Raw genomic sequence first — 16,433 nt, 5'->3', positions numbered from 1 at the left:
TACATGATGAATGAGCTTTGGGAATTTATAGAGAACAATCTACAGATTACGTATATCCTTATCCTAGCGATATTTGTTGGGATAGAGGTAATAAAAAGCATTCCGGCAGTTTTGCATACACCATTGATGTCTGGCGCAAATGCCTTGAGCGGCGTTGTAATAGTGGGAGCTATTTTAGTGATGTTGCATGCAGACCCAACCGATTATGTAGCATTGTCATTGGGCTTCGTTGCAGTGGTCTTAGGAGTCGTAAATGTAGTAGGTGGGTTTGCGGTTACCGATAGAATGTTACAAATGTTTAAAAGAAAAAAATAATGGAGATTTTATTGAATATTATATATCTAATCGCTACCGTTACATTTATAGTTGGTCTAAAAATGTTGGGACACCCAGAAACGGCAAAAAAAGGAAACTTAATTGCCGCCTCCGGTATGGGATTGGCCATTATAGGAACCGTATTTGTTCATGGACAGCAGGTATCGCCTTTAATTTATATCCTTATTGGGGTGGCAATTCTCATCGGCTCCATAATTGGCTGGCTAATCGCAATAAAGGTAGAAATGACGAAAATGCCTGAACTGGTCTCTTTGTTCAATGGTTTTGGTGGTGCCAGTGCAGCACTGATCGGATTGGTGGAATACGGTAAAAATGTAAACCACGCTACTCAGTCTACAACTATAATTTCTGCAATTATAATTGGGGCCATTACTTTTTCCGGTAGTTTAATTGCCTGGGGCAAACTGAATGGTTCACTTAAAAGTGTGGTAAGGATACCCTACTACAACATCATAAACAACATTATAATTATTGGAATTGTCATATTTTCGGCATTTATGGTCACCACTGGCGTAGATAGTCAGCTATTGTTGTATGCCCTATTGGGCTCAGGCCTGATCTATGGAATTCTATTTGTGCTTCCCATTGGCGGCGCAGATATGCCAGTAGTAATCTCTTTATTGAACTCTTTGACGGGTATTGCCGCCGCCATAACAGGGATTTTATATACTAATATGGTGATGCTCGTAGGGGGTATATTAGTCGGTTCTGCTGGTATTATTCTTACGGTAGCCATGTGCAAGGCCATGAATAGGACCTTGGGTTCCGTTATTTTTGGCGCTTTTGGTGGAGCAGCTTTAACTGCAGGTGAGAATAAGGCCTTAGGGTCTATAAAGAGTACCAACCCCAGCGATGCAGCTATAATGATGAATTACTCGAAAAATGTGGTTATTGTTCCTGGATATGGGTTGGCAGTTGCTCAGGCACAACATGTAATTCATGAGCTGGAAGAGTTGCTGACAAAAAAGGGAGTAAATGTAAAATATGCCATCCATCCTGTTGCAGGGCGTATGCCGGGTCATATGAATGTGTTATTGGCCGAATCCAATGTGGAATACAATATGCTGGTTGAAATGGAAGATATTAATCCCCAGTTTAGCAATACCGATATAGTATTGGTTGTTGGAGCGAATGATGTTGTTAACCCAGCAGCACACAACAATCCAGAAAGTCCCATTTACGGTATGCCAATTTTAGATGTGGAAAATGCCAAACATATCATCGTAAACAAACGCGGTATGAACGCAGGTTATGCTGGGATAGAGAATGAATTATTCTATAATTCCAAAACCTCCATGCTTTTCGGCGACGCTAAGGCAGCGTTGACAGATTTGGTGGCCGAATTGAAAAACATGTAATTACAAATCACAACCCCTCTTACTTTAGCCCTCAATAGGTTCAGAATGCTATTTTTAATGTCAAGTTGTGTATCGTTGAAATCCTGAACGTGCAGCTCAATCTTATTCCTCGATAGTTGTTGAATACAATATGTCTAGAAACCCCGTCAGCTATTATTCTATTTAGGTTGTATGTCCAAAATAGTGCCAGCAATATGGCGGGTGCCATTTTCTTGATTAAAATAGTAAACTACTAATACACGGCCATCTTCTAATTGGGTTGGCCATGTATAACCTATATCTGTAGTACCACCATCATCTCGAAGTACAATCTCAGGAGCTGTTGCAAAATCCGTACATTCCGCATTTAGAATTCGGGCACGGATCCCATATGGTTTATGGCGGTATCCATAGGTCAGCAAAACTCTATTATCCTTTAGTCGGAATGCATTTAAAGGATGTCCTTGGAAACCCATGGATTCCCATATAAATGTTTTACCACCATCTGTTGAACGAGAGATGACCGCTTGATCATCAAAATTAGCTGTTCTTAAAAAACCTACAAGATCGCCTTTAGGTGTTTCAATTATAGATGCCTCATTAAATGTTACAATGCTGTCTTTTGCTACTGGAGAAATATAATCCCAGGTAAATCCTTTATCTTTTGAGGCAATAAGATGATTTGAGGTTTTAGTGGGAGTATCATGAGCAGCAACTATCCATAAAATCCTACCATCGTTAGCCTCATATAATGCTCCTCTATTATATGCTGCCAACGGAGCGCCAAATGCATCATTAAATATTTCTGGTTCTATATGTGGTGGATAAATAACATCGCCCCATGTTTTTCCACCATCAGAGGAACGAACCAAATAGCCTCCTAAAAAAGTGACTCCTGAACTAATAACTAATTTAGGTTGCTTTACATTTGAAATACCATCTGGTCTAACAAAAGCCCATCCATAACTTGCACAAAGAAGCGTTCCGTCCTTCAATTGTAACAAACAGGGATCTTGGGACCCTCCAAAAGGATGGGAGTAAATTAATTCGGGATTTTTCGTCCATGATTCCCCATTGTCACTAGAGGTAACCATTACCAAATAACTATTAGGATCTACATGGTTGGATCCAGATTCTCCAAATATTTTACGATCCGGTGCTCGCCGAAAGGACACTAGTACTTCTCCGTCCGGTCGTGTTATTACCGATGGAAATGTCGAGAAAAACAAAGAATCTTTATAGATGACAATATCCTTAATTTTTCGAATACCTAGAGTACTATCTCCCAAAAATTGAGGCTTTTCATTTATTGCAATTAAAGTGCTTTCTGTTTTTACTACTGGACTTGATTTGGTTGAATTCCTATCTGTACATTGCACGGCAAGAACAAATATTAAGCCTAATAAACTGAATGTTAATATTTTATGATGCATAATAATTGTTTATCGAATTTAGTAGTGTCCTAAAAGAGTGGCGCCTACAGTTAGTGTTATTTTAAAACGGTTTTAGTCGTATTTTTCTTGATAAAAAGATATGTTAAATTTGGACACAAACATGGGGAATTACGCTTTATGTTCAAAAAAATCACTCATAACCAATTCATTAGCAAAACCCTATCTAGGTAGCGATAGAAAATTAGTAAATATAACTGCGAGGATCAGTAAGCTGAAAACATCAAAAAAAATGGAAAGGGAGAATCTGCTAAAAAACGCTATTTAACCTTTTATAAAATCAAGTGTTTGAAATTTGAAAGGCATGAAACTACTACCTCAAAAAATCACAATAAAAAATTGCGAAAATTATATGAAGCCGTACTAGACGAAAAATTGAGTCGCACTAATTTTCAGCAAAAAATGCTGTCCAAGGAAATTCTTATCCGGGGTGAAAAATTATTTTGCGAAGGGGCACACAAAGTGCCTTATCTTTATGGTTTCAAGTCAAAAACAGTCGAACTACATACAGAAAAGTTATAATTATTTTCTATTCTTGTTAATGAAAAATCAGTAGCGACAACTTTAATGAAATTTTAAACTAAATAACCATGAAGAAATTAATTCCAATTACAATTTTAGCACTAGCACTTAGTTTGTTTCTTTCTTGTAAAGAAGGGACAAGTAAAGCAAAAGCGGTTACAGAAACAACCGAAAATGAAGTTAAAGAGGTCCAGAATTACGGTGGTTTGGCGCTCTATACGGTTCGAAATGAAATGGGAACAGATGCAAAATCGACCCTCAAAGCTGTTGCAGCTGCAGGTTACAAGAATATAGAATCCGCTGGGTACGCCGATGGAAAGTTCTACAATATGTCTCCTGCGGATTTTAAAAGCTACTTAGCAGAATTGGGCCTAAGCCCTATCAGTGCCCATCAAGGTTCCGTAACCCTAGAAAATGCAGAATCGATGATGGCCGATGTCAAGGCCGCTGGATTTGAATATTTTGTAATTCCGGTACCACCAATGGGACTTTTTAAATTCGATCAAGCAACAAGGAGTATGAGTATGAGCGGTGGGGCAGCCAATTTGGCCAAAATTCTCGACATTTTGGGTGAAAAAGCAAATGCATCGGGTCTGAAATTATTGTACCACAACCACGATTTTGAATTCAAAAAAGACGTGGACGGCATCGTAACTATCGACTATTTATTAGAACATTGCAATCCCGAATTTGTCAACTTTCAGATGGACCTGTATTGGGTAACCAAAGCTGGGGCGGATCCAATCGCTTATTTTGAAAAATATCCGGGACGCTTTAAAATATGGCATGTTAAGGATATGGACGATCAAGGCCGATTTGCTCCTGTTGGAAAAGGTAATATCGATTTTAAACGTATTCTCAATAAAAAAGAATTGTCGGGAATGGAATATTATATGGTGGAGCAGGATATGACCTTTGACGGACTAGAACCTCTTAAGGCCATCAAAATAAGCCATGAAGGTTTGAAGGAAATCGGATTTAAATAGTCCTTTCCAATCCTACACCATTAATTTGTCTTTTGTTAACTTTAGTTTTCCATTTTATATGGTTTGGGATGATTAATTTTTAGTTTTTCCTTTATGGATAACTAATTGCGTGGAATATTCTTATTCTATTTTTACTTGTCCCTCTTGGATGTAATCCAGATTATATTCCCCCCGTTCGTTAAATCCGTCAAATTGGCGCATGATCGACATACGGGGGTAACTATCAAATATATTTCCATACCCCAATACCCTTGGGTCGCCTTGCCGCTTCAGTTCTATTTCAAGTTTCGTTTTTAAGTCCATTCTTATTTCTTCGTACTCAGGTTCTTGGGCAACATTGTTCACACAACCCGGATCTTTTCTAATATCGTATAATTGTTCCGAAGGCCGCTTATCATAGGCTAAATTATAGTGCCTAGGATATTCGGATTGTTGCTCCATTAAAAAAAGTTTTGAAGGGGAGTCATCCACGTCATGAAATCCTGGCCACAATGGCTTAAATCCTTGGGTTGTTGCCTGTGTTTTTTGAGTAAAAGGTACAGGGTCTCCTGCTGGCCAAAGATGAGGCTTAAAATTTCGTACATAAAGGTAGTCCTGGGTTCTAATGGCACGTGCAGGATACCCCAAATTATCCGGTCTGGCATGGGTATGTCTTTCACGACCTGTCAAGACAAATTCACGATGTTTTTTGGGCTGAACGTCAGGAACTGGAATCAATAGTTTTGAAAGGCTTTTACCTGTCATTTCAGGTACTTTTACAACCTTGGCAAGTTCCAAAAAAGTAGGTGCCATATCTATAAGCGCAACCAAGTCTTCCACTACCCTATTCCCTTTCATTTTAGAGGGCCAACAAATGGCCAACGGCACATGGGTACCGTATTCCTGTAAATTGGCCTTTGCAGAAGGGAAAGGCATTCCGTTATCCGCGGTCACTACAATAATCGTATTTTCGAGTTCTCCTTGTTCTTCCAAGAACTGTATCATTTTCCCCAAATGGGCGTCAAACCATTCTATTTCCAAAACATAATCGGCAACATCACTTCTAATCAATTCATGGTCGGGAAGAAATGCTGGCACAGCTGATTCCTCTAAAATCTTTCCGGCCTTTACTCCTGACCCCTCTTCATAAGCCCGATGTGGCTCATGCCCGCCATACCAAAAAAAGAAAGGTTGTCCTTTTTCCTTTTGTCGAAAGAAATCGACGAAGTTTCCATAGTAATCTTTTAAGGCCATACCATTTGCAGGTACAGAACTCATCATCTTTTCATTGAATTCTTGTCCCACAGGGTTTTGTAACCAACCTGCATCTTTCCAGTTACCTGGTCCCCATGGTTTTCCAGTGAATCCAGTTTTATAACCTACACCTGCCAACAAATCCGTAAACACAGGGTGTTTTTTAGGGAAATAGCTGCCATGTGTACCCGCTTCCTCAATTTGCCAAATATTTTTCCCCGTTAGGATAGCCGCTCTGGAGGGGCTGCATTGCGGTGCAGCAACAAATGCATTTGTAAATAAAACACCGTCTTTAGCGACCTTATCAAAAGAAGGTGTTTTTATACCGCTGGTGCCATAGGCCGAAGCATAAGGAAAGGATTGGTCATCGGCTATGGCAAAAAGGATATTTGGCCGATGTTCCTGTTCAGACTCAATTTCCTTTTGGGTTTTGCAACTTATGAATGATATTAAAACAAAAATCAAATATCTTGAAATAGTTACCCCTTGGTTAGTATAGTTTTTCATTTTTGAGTTTTTTATTCTTTAATCCCTGTTTAATTGATTGTTCGGCTCGTTGTTTTTCAAAGTAGGTATTTACGGAATTATTTTTTCCAATTAGGGTCCAAAATGCATTGCGTTTGGGCAGCATTTACCTGAGCATTTGAATACTCAAATTGTAAACCAATTTGAAATAGTTCATAGGATAGTATAACTCCTCGAACCCATTTTCATACCGAATAAACCTGAATTACTCCAATATTACAGTTTAATTATTTCTGCCTTAGGTGGTTATCCTGAAATATTTGTCTATTTGTAACACCATTAAAATACAAATCTACCGGTCCCTCAACATCGGCACCTATTATTATAACCTAGACTTAAATTAGTGCTTGAAAACTCATATATAACTATAAACCTTCCTAATAGTAGCTCTTTTAAAAGATTTAATGGAGGTAGTCCCACTACTTCGATTTTATTTCCAATTGTAATTTTTTCATTTCAGCGGCATATCTATGTCCCATAATAACGATACTTTCAGAATCAAAATGGGTACCATCTTTGGTATTTGTACCTTTTGAACTCACAACTCCTGTTCCTTTTATAAAATCAGGTAATTGCAATATCATTTCATTAAAAGCATGTCTGTCTTCATTTTCATAAAGCTGTCCTGCAATAAATGGGATAGTGGGATCATCAAATTCTTCACGAATTGCATTTATGAGTATTTCGAGACGCCCCAGATACATGTCAAGCCGGAGTGGATCGGAGTCTCCTTCTCCTTGATGCCAGATAACTCCTTTTAACTTTCCATATTTCAGAGATTTATGAGTTTGTTTAATTGCCTCCAGATATAATTTAGTTCCCGGCAACCACTGAACTATTTTTGTTCCCCCTCTTGCATTCATTACAAGCCCAATTTCATTTTTAGGATAATCTGCCGCCATGGATTGTACAAATGAAAAGGCAGGACTTAAACCTTGCATTTTAATATCCTTCCGTACCGTTGAATAGCGATTTAGCGGATTTGATGTGGTACTCCAAGGAATTGTGTCATCTCCCTTAAATAGATAACTATGTTCAATAATAACCTTGTCTTTTTTTCTGATCGTAGCCCTACCTGCCATATTGGATTGACCGATTACTAGATAAATATCCAGATTTTTAGGTGTTTGAGCTGGAATACTATCCCTTTCATATACATCAATCTGAGCAGTTACAAATTGATTTATCTGGAGTAATAATAAAAACAATAGGGTGTTTCTAAAAACGTTCATACGGGTAGGTATTTACTTGAGTTGGCAGTGCCCTTTAATTCTGTTATTTTAATGATTCTTTACATTCCGTTTTTACTGGAGCCTCCATTATCCAATCGGTCATTTGTTTTTTCAAACCCTTAGGGTTTTCATAATTAAAATCCACCCTCTCAATTTTCGCCTTCGAATCCTGACCTTGAACAGGTATTGGCCCTACTAACAGCAGTGCACATATGTTAAACTTTAAGAAATATCTGCTCAGTGTTGTGTGTTTGGTTACTTGATACCTACTCTATATCTTTTAGATAATAGTATTCAAATCAGCAATAAATACTTGTCTTTTGCCTTCTGGAGCACCATTGAAACAGACCTTTTTATAGTTATGGCTCCACACGGGATGGGGGTCTAACTTGTAATGACTACCCGTTTCTCCCTTTTTATAGGCATTGCCGTTATTGCCCACATTCGTGGACACGGAACAAATCATCTGTTCTTCATCTGTATTAAGATCTAACAATCGAATAGGAACCTCATCTTTGGGGGAAGGAATCCATTTTTGTTTGGGATAAGTATCGGCCAGCAAATAAGTTGAATCCGAATTCACACTTGGATGTCCACTACCCATATGCATTTCTGAAAGCACTTTGAAATCGGACCCATCGTATTTAAATTGACAAAACAACATATCTTCGTAGCCCATCCATCGAGGGATACAGTTCATAATAATATGTTCTCCATCTGGATGCCAATTTGGATGGTTGCCTCCTCCTCCAAAACGGGCCTTTTGATTCCATTGGTCTCTAGTAAGGCATTGTTTCAGGTTACTGCCATCAATGTTCAAGGAAAATAGCGATGCATCTCTTCCTTTATCATCCATTAGCCCCCTATAAACCTGTAATATTCGTGTATTCTGCTTGTTGAATTTAGAGTGAAAAAGATACGGAATACTTTTTCTGTAATAGGAACGGTCTTCTTCTGGTCCTTCAACTCTATCAAGAAATTTATCAAAGCCTACCAGTAGTTTTGTTTTATTGGTATCTAAATCAGTCTGCCATAATCCTTCGGTTAGAATATCCGCTTTAGTGAATGTAGCTGGTTTTCCAAATACCTGATCTGGAAGGCCATATCCGTATTGGTGGATATTCATAGTGAGTAGGTTGGGACTTATTATTGATTTTTCATCGGTAGAAATATCGTATTTAGCTCCAGAAAAAGCTTTGGCAGCACCTGTTTCCAAGTCAATACGAACACAGACTGGCTTATTATCAACAAGGTCGTTGCAATAAAGATACCTATCGGATGTTGCTCCCCATTGTACATTGGCACCCAATTGAAAGGACCAAGCCTTGGTCTCATAGACCGTCTGAATAGTCTCGTTTTCAAGATCGATTACACAAACTTCGGCAGTATCTCCCCAAACCGGGGTTCTCCCTTGGTAGGGTAATTTTGTAACCGTTAAAAATCTTTGGCTGGAACTCCATGGCACAACATCATAAAAAGTATGGACATAAAAGCCATCATCAGGTGTTACACAAGTTATGGGAGCTAAGAAACGACCCGGCCTGTACGACTCAAACTTATAGGAGCGTTTAATTCCCTTTTTAGGAACAAAAGACCACAGTCCAGAAGCTAACATAACAGTTGCAAATCCGGCAGAGGTTGTTTTTATAAAGGTACTTCGATTCATGTTTTTCGATTTTACTCTTTTATTTTATATTCATTTAAAATATTTCCGTCAGGATTATAATGTCGAAAAACCAAGGTAGGTTTTCCGTTGATGCGTGAAACCGTTCCTTCTAAAAATCCCCCTACCACATTTAGATAAATATGTTCAGGAAGAAAATTCTCTTGTTCCCAACCGCCAGCATGTGCATCACTTGCTGGACCACAACTAAATTCAAGGACTTCTGTATTAACATCTTTGGATACGTATTGCCAGTGACGATCACCACAAACAGTAACCATATTTTTTTGTTCACCTATAAATTTTCTTAATGCCTCTCCTTCATCCTGAAAACCGATATTCGCATGATTATCCTTTTTGGTTCCCCGATCGGGACCAACAATTGGTGTAGGGCTAATTACAACTTTAAAAGTAGCATCCGATTCAATGACCGTTCTTTTAAACCATTCCATTTGTTCCTTTCCCCATATCGTTTTATCTGGGCCGTCTGGTATAGTATTTTTACTTCTAAAATCGCGCCCCTCAGGCAACCAGATCTGCAAGTCTTTACCCCACCGGATTGTACGATAGGTCTTTTCTCCCATAGGAACCTCATCAAGAAATATTTGTGTGCCTTGGGCATAGGTAAAGTCACCCATAAATTTTGTTCTCATCCCTGGGAAGGCATCATTCATCCAGGTATCATGGTCATCTTTTATAAAATAACTAGATACTTGTCTATGGAATTCAATATTGTTGGGGTAACTATACATTCTTTCCCAGTGCCAACGTGCTAAGTCTTCTGTTTTCCCTAAATCATCGTAGTACACTATATCCCCTGTATGAACAAAAAATTCAGGATCTAATTTCAATGAACTTGGATAAATTTTATATCCAGTATCGCTATCTACATCAGAATATGCCGTACCTGTGGTCACTATAAAATTCACATTGGCAGCAACGTTTTTCGCTGGGGCAGTAGTAAATCCCCCCTCCATTGAGGCACTAATTTTGCTCCCTTCCAACGAACTGGCTTCCACCAACAATTCATATTCCTTTCCAGCAGAAAGATTGGACAAACCAAATTGTGTTGAAAATGAAGCTTTTGGATTCACCGATTGCCACGCCGTTTGCTTCCACTCCCCTACTCCTTTTACCTTATATTTTAAGCGAGCTTTCCCTTGTTTTCCAGGTGTTGCCCCTTGAATTGTTTTTATATTGTATCCTTCTGGAAAATTCACCACTGGGGTGATATCTGGCCTCCCTTTCCGCTCTAGCATTGCCCCTGTTTCTGGATCCTTGTATTTAACACTCGGCATAGGGGCGTTATTTCCAACCCTCGAGGGCGCTTCAGTCAATCGAACCCAAACAATAGCTTCTGATTGAGTGACCTCACCAATTTTTATTCCCGTTCCAAAATAAGGTCCCTTTGATACGTTAGATTGACAAGAGGCCAGGGCCACGAATAATAGTACTATTTTCATCGATTGTTTATAATACATATCCTTGTTTTATGGTCAATTTCGAATTCTATTACAAATTGAAATGACGATTTTCTAAACTTCATTTCATCTCTAAAATACCTTAGGTCCATTTCAGATGCCATGTGTCTGCTGTCTGTTAATTTTCTCTAATTTTTATGCTTCTAAATGAAACTGTATTACCATGGTCTTGTAAGAGTATTCTACCTTCCGGTGCCTGCCCAAACCCTTCATATTTTGAATATTTACTATAAGCGACCAAAGCATTGAACATCTGCGAATGCCTGTCGTATTCCACAACCTTAATGTTATTTAAATAATGTTCAACATGACCATCATGTACAATAATTCGGGCCTTATACCATTTTTCAGGGCTTACGGGACGTTTCTCATTATTCGGTTCGGAATAACTATTTGCTGTTATTAAATCGTAAAGAGAACCTACAGTTCTATTGCCATGAACCCCTTTCTTGGCGTCAGGGTGCAATTTGTCATCAAGGATCTGAAATTCGCAACCTATAGATGAACCTTCGCCTTTATTAAGTGCTGTATCCACAAAATACTTGATCCCACTATTGGCTCCAGGAGTAATTCTAAATTCGAGCTCCAATTCGAAATTCTCGAACCTATCTCTTGTAACGATGTCCCCCCCGTTTCTTGCTTCACCACCTCCGGACTCGAGAACAGAAAGAATGCCATCCTTCATTTCCCAGCCAGACGCAGGAAAATCACTTAATTTAGCACCTTTCCATCCATTGGTAGTCTTGCCGTCCCATAACAAGCGCCAACCCTTTCTGGTCTCGTTTAGGGTCAATTCATTTTTTAAATAACTTATTTCAGTGGCCTGTACAACGACAGGCCATCTTTCATTTTCGACATTTTCCGTCAATATACGGGCACCTCTCCATCTAATTTTTAAGCCTTCTTGTTTCTTATTTTTTATCTTATGAATTTGAAAGGCTACAAAGCCTTCCGCGGTCATATCATCTACCAAGTTTGCCACTTGCACCCCATTTATCCAAGTACGGATGGTGTTTCCAATAGCCTCTATTCGATACGAATTCCATGCACCGTTTTTAAATGCCTCCCGTCCGGGCTCGTTCATGGTAACAGGATAAACCCATCCTCTTCTTGATTGGTCGAAAATACCTCCACTCCATTTGCGATCCGAAGCGTCTATTTCCGCTTGATAACCATATACTTCCCCGTTTACATGGGAATTGCTTCTAAACTGAATTCCCGAATTTAAGCCTACCTCAATTTTAACATCTACTTCTAGAATAAAATCACCATAGGATTTTTTAGTACACAGGTAAGAACTTTCGGTTCCCAGTTTTGAATATCCGATTATTTCATTCCCATCTACCTTATATTCCGCGGAACCTTGCTTGATTTCCCAACCCTCCAAGTTTTTCCCGTTGAACATATTAGTCCAATTTTGTGCATGTATAGAAGCGGCCGAAAAAATCATAGCCAGCAGTAACACCTTGGTTCTCAAATTTTTAGTTATTATTTGTTTAGCCATAATTCTTAAATTATAATGGTTGATTAAAATTTTTAGTTATTCTCTTTAGACATGGATTTTGGAAGTTGTTCGGGTTCACTCCCCCATTTTTTATTGGGTGTATTCCCCATATTCAAATAGAGTTTGCCACCTTTTATCAATTCATCGTGATAAAACCAAGCCTTGTCCAATGATTTACCGTTTAAGGTTGCTGATTGAATGTATCTGTTTTGTGAGGAGTTGTCTTTGGTTTCAATCACAAACTCACCTCCAGGAAAATACTTTTTATTGAGCTTGATGGTTATTTTATCAAAAATTGGACTTCCAATATCGTAACTGGGCCTTAATGCTGCACCGCCCCTCATCTCGAACAATCCTATTTTCATTAAAACGGATAGAGCTCCCATCAAACCTTGGTCTTCATCACCATTATATCCATTTTGGGGGTCAAGATCGCTGAATATTCTTTCCACGACTTCCCGAGTCCAGTACTGTGTTAACCATGGTTTTCCTGCATAATTGAATATAAAACCTACTTGCATTGAAGGTTGGTTGGCATAATTGAGATAGGTATTGTGTAGCGCTTGGTTAACAAAGCGGTCTTTCCTAAATGTTCTTGAAATAAAATCATGAGTATTTCCAATCTCAAATTGCTGATCTAATTTCAGGGCCGCTTTTTCCCTACCACCCATCAAATCAAAAAGACCTTGCATATCATGAGGCACGAACCAAGTAGATTGTGCGGCGGTACTTTCCACAAAACCATGGTGGCTCAAAATAGGATTGAAAGGTTCGATCCAACTACCGTCCAATTCTTTTGGCCTCATCCAACCTGTCTCTTTATCCCATATATTTTTATAATTTTCAGCTCTTTCTGCAAAAATGGTGGCATCATCATTTTTCCCCAAGGCCTTTGCCATTTGGGACAGACACCAATCTTGATAGGCGTATTCTAGGGTTTGGCCCGCTCCCTGATTGTGATAGCCGTCATTCTTATCTGGGTTGGGAAACGGAACATATCCATTGTTAATATAATAGGAGAGACCGCCGCCCAATTCGGTATGGTGTTCATAACCGGCTTTCCCCATAATACCCCCCGGAAGAGCGTTTTTCCGAATCCCCTCATAAGCCTTGTTGACCTCAAATCCACGAATGCCTTTCATATAAGCACTAACAATAAAGGGGGTAGAGGATGCCCCAGTCATTACATAGGTGTAATTCCCTCCGGAAGGACCCCGTGGAATAAGTCCACCGTCATCGTACATCATCAACATAGAGTTCACAAAGCCCTCTGAAACTTCAGGATACACCAAATGCCACAAGGTATTAATGGTCCATTGTGCTCCCCAAAAAGCATCAGAATTATAATGATTGAACTTTGGTTGTCCATTTTTATTCAAGGGTATTTGCCCAATGCGTGGGGATTCTCCGGTCATATCACTATATTTTCCATTAAAATCGCTGATGATTCTCCGCCCCTGCAGAGCGTGCCAAAGATCTGTATAGAAACGGGACTGTTGTTTTTCGGTACCCCCCTCAATTTCGATACGACTCAGCCAACTATTCCATTCATTGAACGCATCGCTCGCAACCTTGTCAAAATCCCAGTGTGGAAGTTCGCTTTGCATATTAAGCCCAGCCTGTTCCGTACTGACATACGATATTGCCACCTTCATTTGCACAGTCTGAGCTTCCTTGCCCTTAAAATTGACATATACCCCACCCTCACTGCCTTCAAACTTTTTCGTATTACCCAAAAGATTGCCGTTCTTCCATGCCTGCATAGTTTCAAAAGGAGTATCAAACAAGATGGTATAATATACATAGGTCGCTCTCGGCCTTCTTCTGGTAGCTCCCATTAATGCATACCCTACAATCTCATTTTTCCCAACTTGTTTGGCAAAACCCATTTCAGTACCGCTTGGCCCTAATAGGGTTCCCAAATCGAGGAGAACATACTTTTCTTTTCCCTCGGGATAGGTATACCTATGAAAACCAACTCGTGTGGTAGCCGTCAGTTCTGCTTTTATTCCATAAGTTTCAAGATCTACGGAATGATATCCCGCCCTGACAACCTCGTTTTCGTGAGAATAACGCGATCCATATTTTTCGGCCCCTAAATGCCCCTTAAAATCACCGGTAACAGGAAGTACTGGAATACCCGACAATTGCCAGGCGTGGATATGGCTAAAAAAGTTTATAGTATCCCTATTGTATCGGTATCCCGAATCCCAGGCACCTCCGACTCCCATATCCGGGCTAAGATTTACCATTCCAAAGGGCCTAGTTGCCGATGAGAAGTAAAACCAGCGTGAATTTGCCGCGTCTAGAAGTGGATATACCAAATCTGCAGGTTGTTTCTTTGTTTGAGCATTCATCTGCACAAAAGCGGCACCAATTACAAGTACCAAAACCATTATTCTTATCTGATATTTCACTTTAGTAATAGTCATCCTAATTATGTTTTATTGTATTTGCACTTAAATTCCCTCCCTATAGTAAATCTATTTGGCAATACTACTGCCCTTGTTTTTAGTTTCGTTTCATTGATAATCATGTCTATCGAAGACATCCTTCAACAATCAAAATTCTATTATTCACTATCCCATCTTTCCTCTTCGGGGGTTTTCCCCAAATCATCCATTAAGCGATAGTATGGTCCCTTAACTTTTTGATTACCCGTTTCCGCATTTGTAGTGTCCAAAAACTTATTTAGTTCAAGTTCCAGTTCCTTTGCTATTTCGGAATGCATTTCAATAATATTCATAGTTTCTCCCAAATCTTCCGCAATATGGAACAGCTCTATTGTAGGTCTATTTTCCTGATCAGTTTTCGAAGGCCAATATTTGACAAGTTTGTATTTATCGTTTTGTATAGCGCTGCGCGGTGGACGGTGGGATCCCTGATGAAATATTAAATATTTGCTGTTCCGCACTACTTTTTCCTCACTTTCATTTAGAAGTAGTGGTGCCATTGTTCCACCATCGATCTCCTTCGGCATTTCTACATCTCCGCCGGCCAGATCGGTGAACGTAGGCAAAAGGTCCAATCCGGTTACGGGTGTCCTACTAACTCTGTTTGCATTGATTCCTGGACCAGAAGCGATGAACGGCACCCTTAAACCACCCTCATAGAAGGAGTGTTTCCCATTTCGCAACGGAATATTTCTTTCATTTTGCGTTGAATAATACGCTTCTACCAATTCTTTATTATGGTCAATTTTAGCTATTTGATTTAACGATAATCGCCCTCCATTGTCTCCCATTAAAAAGATGTAGGTATTGTCCTCAATACCCATAGACTTTACAAAATCCATGATCCTACCAACACCGGTATCCAAATCTTTAAGCATGGCGGCAAATTCAGGATTGGTATGCCGTTCTCCACGTTTTTTGTTCTTGAAATATTCATACGTCTCCTTCCGCGAAACCAAGGAAAGATGAACAGCATAATGAGATAGCTGCACATAAAAAGGTTTTCCCTCTGCAATACTCCCTTTCATAAATGCTTCTGCACGATCCGTAATTCCAAAAATATCCTTAGCATTTTCATCGTTCCAATGGCCACTTGGTTTACCGGCCCTTCTCATATTTGTAGGGTTTTGGATATTATTAGCCTCCAGGTACTCGTCGGATACTTTTGTAAATTCCTTTATATTTATAAATCCATCTTCAAAGATTTCACCGCCATTATTAGACGTCATTCCATCATCATAATCAAAACCGGCAACCTTTGGCTCCATGGCAATATGCCATTTGCCAAAATGGGCGGTTTTATATTTCGGATTTGCCTTTTTAATGGCTCTTGGAATCGTAAGCCAATCCGACGTTTTTTTATACCAATCCAAATCCTTGTTATAAATGTGTCTGGCTGCATTTTGCCCTAACATGATACTATGTCGGCTCGGGGAACAGATTGGATTGGGCGCATAACCTTCTGTAAACAAGATTCCAGATTTCGCAAGCTTATCCATATTCGGAGTCTCATAATAGTCACTTTCCGATTCCGGTATATTTGGGTCTGCCCTGTGCGACCTATGTGTCCACCCCTGATCATCGGTTAGAATGAAAATGATATTGGGACTTTTTTGTTTTACTTTTTTCGATCGGTTTATTCCGTTACATGAACCAAAAAGAAAGATAATAGCCAATACCAGTAGGTATCTTTTTTTAAACATTTCCATA

Annotated in this window: 12 protein-coding genes; 4 read left to right on the top strand and 8 right to left on the bottom strand. The window is 39.4% G+C overall.

Annotation, left to right across the window (positions count from 1 at the left end; genetic code table 11):
- The first annotated feature begins 6 nt into the window (after nt 1–6).
- Nucleotides 7–315: an NAD(P) transhydrogenase subunit alpha gene (locus KCTC52924_RS13245; protein ID WP_353057471.1), complete on the top strand. Its 309-nt coding sequence runs from the start codon at nt 7–9 to the stop codon at nt 313–315.
- Nucleotides 315–1,694, top strand: a complete 1,380-nt coding sequence (locus tag KCTC52924_RS13240; protein ID WP_251806540.1) for an NAD(P)(+) transhydrogenase (Re/Si-specific) subunit beta — start codon at nt 315–317, stop codon at nt 1,692–1,694. Before KCTC52924_RS13245 ends, KCTC52924_RS13240 begins: the two co-directional genes overlap by 1 nt.
- 158 nt (nt 1,695–1,852) lie before the next feature.
- On the opposite strand, the gene KCTC52924_RS13235 is transcribed toward KCTC52924_RS13240, so the two are convergent.
- Nucleotides 1,853–3,106 (bottom strand): sialidase family protein, encoded by a 1,254-nt coding sequence (locus tag KCTC52924_RS13235; RefSeq protein WP_251806539.1) that lies wholly within the window; start codon nt 3,104–3,106, stop codon nt 1,853–1,855.
- A gap of 306 nt (nt 3,107–3,412) precedes the next feature.
- Between KCTC52924_RS13235 and KCTC52924_RS13230 the strand changes: the two genes are divergently transcribed.
- On the top strand, nt 3,413–3,646 hold the full coding sequence (locus KCTC52924_RS13230; RefSeq protein ID WP_376787800.1) for an NrtR DNA-binding winged helix domain-containing protein: 234 nt from the start codon (nt 3,413–3,415) through the stop codon (nt 3,644–3,646).
- A gap of 68 nt (nt 3,647–3,714) precedes the next feature.
- Nucleotides 3,715–4,632: a sugar phosphate isomerase/epimerase gene (locus KCTC52924_RS13225; protein ID WP_251806538.1), complete on the top strand. Its 918-nt coding sequence runs from the start codon at nt 3,715–3,717 to the stop codon at nt 4,630–4,632.
- 120 nt (nt 4,633–4,752) lie between these two features.
- Here the strand turns inward: KCTC52924_RS13225 and KCTC52924_RS13220 are convergent, their stop codons facing one another.
- The 7 genes from KCTC52924_RS13220 to KCTC52924_RS13190 form a co-directional block, all read right to left on the bottom strand.
- Nucleotides 4,753–6,372, bottom strand: coding sequence for a sulfatase (locus KCTC52924_RS13220; RefSeq protein WP_251806537.1), 1,620 nt, complete (start codon nt 6,370–6,372; stop codon nt 4,753–4,755).
- Nucleotides 6,373–6,809: 437 nt separating this feature from the next.
- On the bottom strand, nt 6,810–7,622 hold the full coding sequence (locus KCTC52924_RS13215) for a sialate O-acetylesterase (RefSeq protein ID WP_251806536.1): 813 nt from the start codon (nt 7,620–7,622) through the stop codon (nt 6,810–6,812).
- 280 nt (nt 7,623–7,902) lie between these two features.
- Nucleotides 7,903–9,288: a hypothetical protein gene (locus KCTC52924_RS13210; RefSeq protein ID WP_251806535.1), complete on the bottom strand. Its 1,386-nt coding sequence runs from the start codon at nt 9,286–9,288 to the stop codon at nt 7,903–7,905.
- Between the two features lie 11 nt (nt 9,289–9,299).
- Entirely contained in the window at nt 9,300–10,748 is a 1,449-nt protein-coding gene (locus KCTC52924_RS13205; protein ID WP_251806534.1) for an alkaline phosphatase, read from the bottom strand.
- A 136-nt stretch (nt 10,749–10,884) separates the two neighbouring features.
- The gene (locus tag KCTC52924_RS13200) at nt 10,885–12,270 is read right to left on the bottom strand and encodes a DUF1080 domain-containing protein (protein ID WP_251806533.1); all 1,386 of its coding nucleotides are present in this window, start codon (nt 12,268–12,270) and stop codon (nt 10,885–10,887) included.
- Nucleotides 12,271–12,302: 32 nt separating this feature from the next.
- Nucleotides 12,303–14,702: a GH92 family glycosyl hydrolase gene (locus tag KCTC52924_RS13195; protein ID WP_251806532.1), complete on the bottom strand. Its 2,400-nt coding sequence runs from the start codon at nt 14,700–14,702 to the stop codon at nt 12,303–12,305.
- A 140-nt stretch (nt 14,703–14,842) separates the two neighbouring features.
- Complete coding sequence (locus KCTC52924_RS13190; RefSeq protein WP_251806531.1) at nt 14,843–16,432, bottom strand: sulfatase-like hydrolase/transferase; 1,590 nt, start codon at nt 16,430–16,432, stop codon at nt 14,843–14,845.
- Nucleotide 16,433: the final 1 nt, after the last annotated feature.

Source organism: Arenibacter antarcticus (assembly GCF_041320605.1).
In the GTDB taxonomy this organism is placed as follows: Bacteria; Bacteroidota; Bacteroidia; order Flavobacteriales; family Flavobacteriaceae; genus Arenibacter; species Arenibacter antarcticus.
The sequence above is the reverse complement of the archived record's forward strand: the minus strand, read 5'-3'. Positions and strand labels throughout refer to the sequence as shown.

What these genes read in the sequence shown, in the direction of transcription:
- KCTC52924_RS13245 (WP_353057471.1), top strand. Translation starts at nt 7, where the DNA reads ATGAATGAGCTTTGGGAATTTATAGAGAACAATCTACAGATTACGTAT.
- KCTC52924_RS13210 (WP_251806535.1), bottom strand. Translation starts at nt 9,288, where the DNA reads ATGAATCGAAGTACCTTTATAAAAACAACCTCTGCCGGATTTGCAACT.
- KCTC52924_RS13205 (WP_251806534.1), bottom strand. Translation starts at nt 10,748, where the DNA reads ATGAAAATAGTACTATTATTCGTGGCCCTGGCCTCTTGTCAATCTAAC.
- KCTC52924_RS13215 (WP_251806536.1), bottom strand. Translation starts at nt 7,622, where the DNA reads ATGAACGTTTTTAGAAACACCCTATTGTTTTTATTATTACTCCAGATA.
- KCTC52924_RS13235 (WP_251806539.1), bottom strand. Translation starts at nt 3,106, where the DNA reads ATGCATCATAAAATATTAACATTCAGTTTATTAGGCTTAATATTTGTT.
- KCTC52924_RS13190 (WP_251806531.1), bottom strand. Translation starts at nt 16,432, where the DNA reads ATGGAAATGTTTAAAAAAAGATACCTACTGGTATTGGCTATTATCTTT.
- KCTC52924_RS13195 (WP_251806532.1), bottom strand. Translation starts at nt 14,702, where the DNA reads ATGACTATTACTAAAGTGAAATATCAGATAAGAATAATGGTTTTGGTA.
- KCTC52924_RS13240 (WP_251806540.1), top strand. Translation starts at nt 315, where the DNA reads ATGGAGATTTTATTGAATATTATATATCTAATCGCTACCGTTACATTT.
- KCTC52924_RS13200 (WP_251806533.1), bottom strand. Translation starts at nt 12,270, where the DNA reads ATGGCTAAACAAATAATAACTAAAAATTTGAGAACCAAGGTGTTACTG.
- KCTC52924_RS13225 (WP_251806538.1), top strand. Translation starts at nt 3,715, where the DNA reads ATGAAGAAATTAATTCCAATTACAATTTTAGCACTAGCACTTAGTTTG.
- KCTC52924_RS13220 (WP_251806537.1), bottom strand. Translation starts at nt 6,372, where the DNA reads ATGAAAAACTATACTAACCAAGGGGTAACTATTTCAAGATATTTGATT.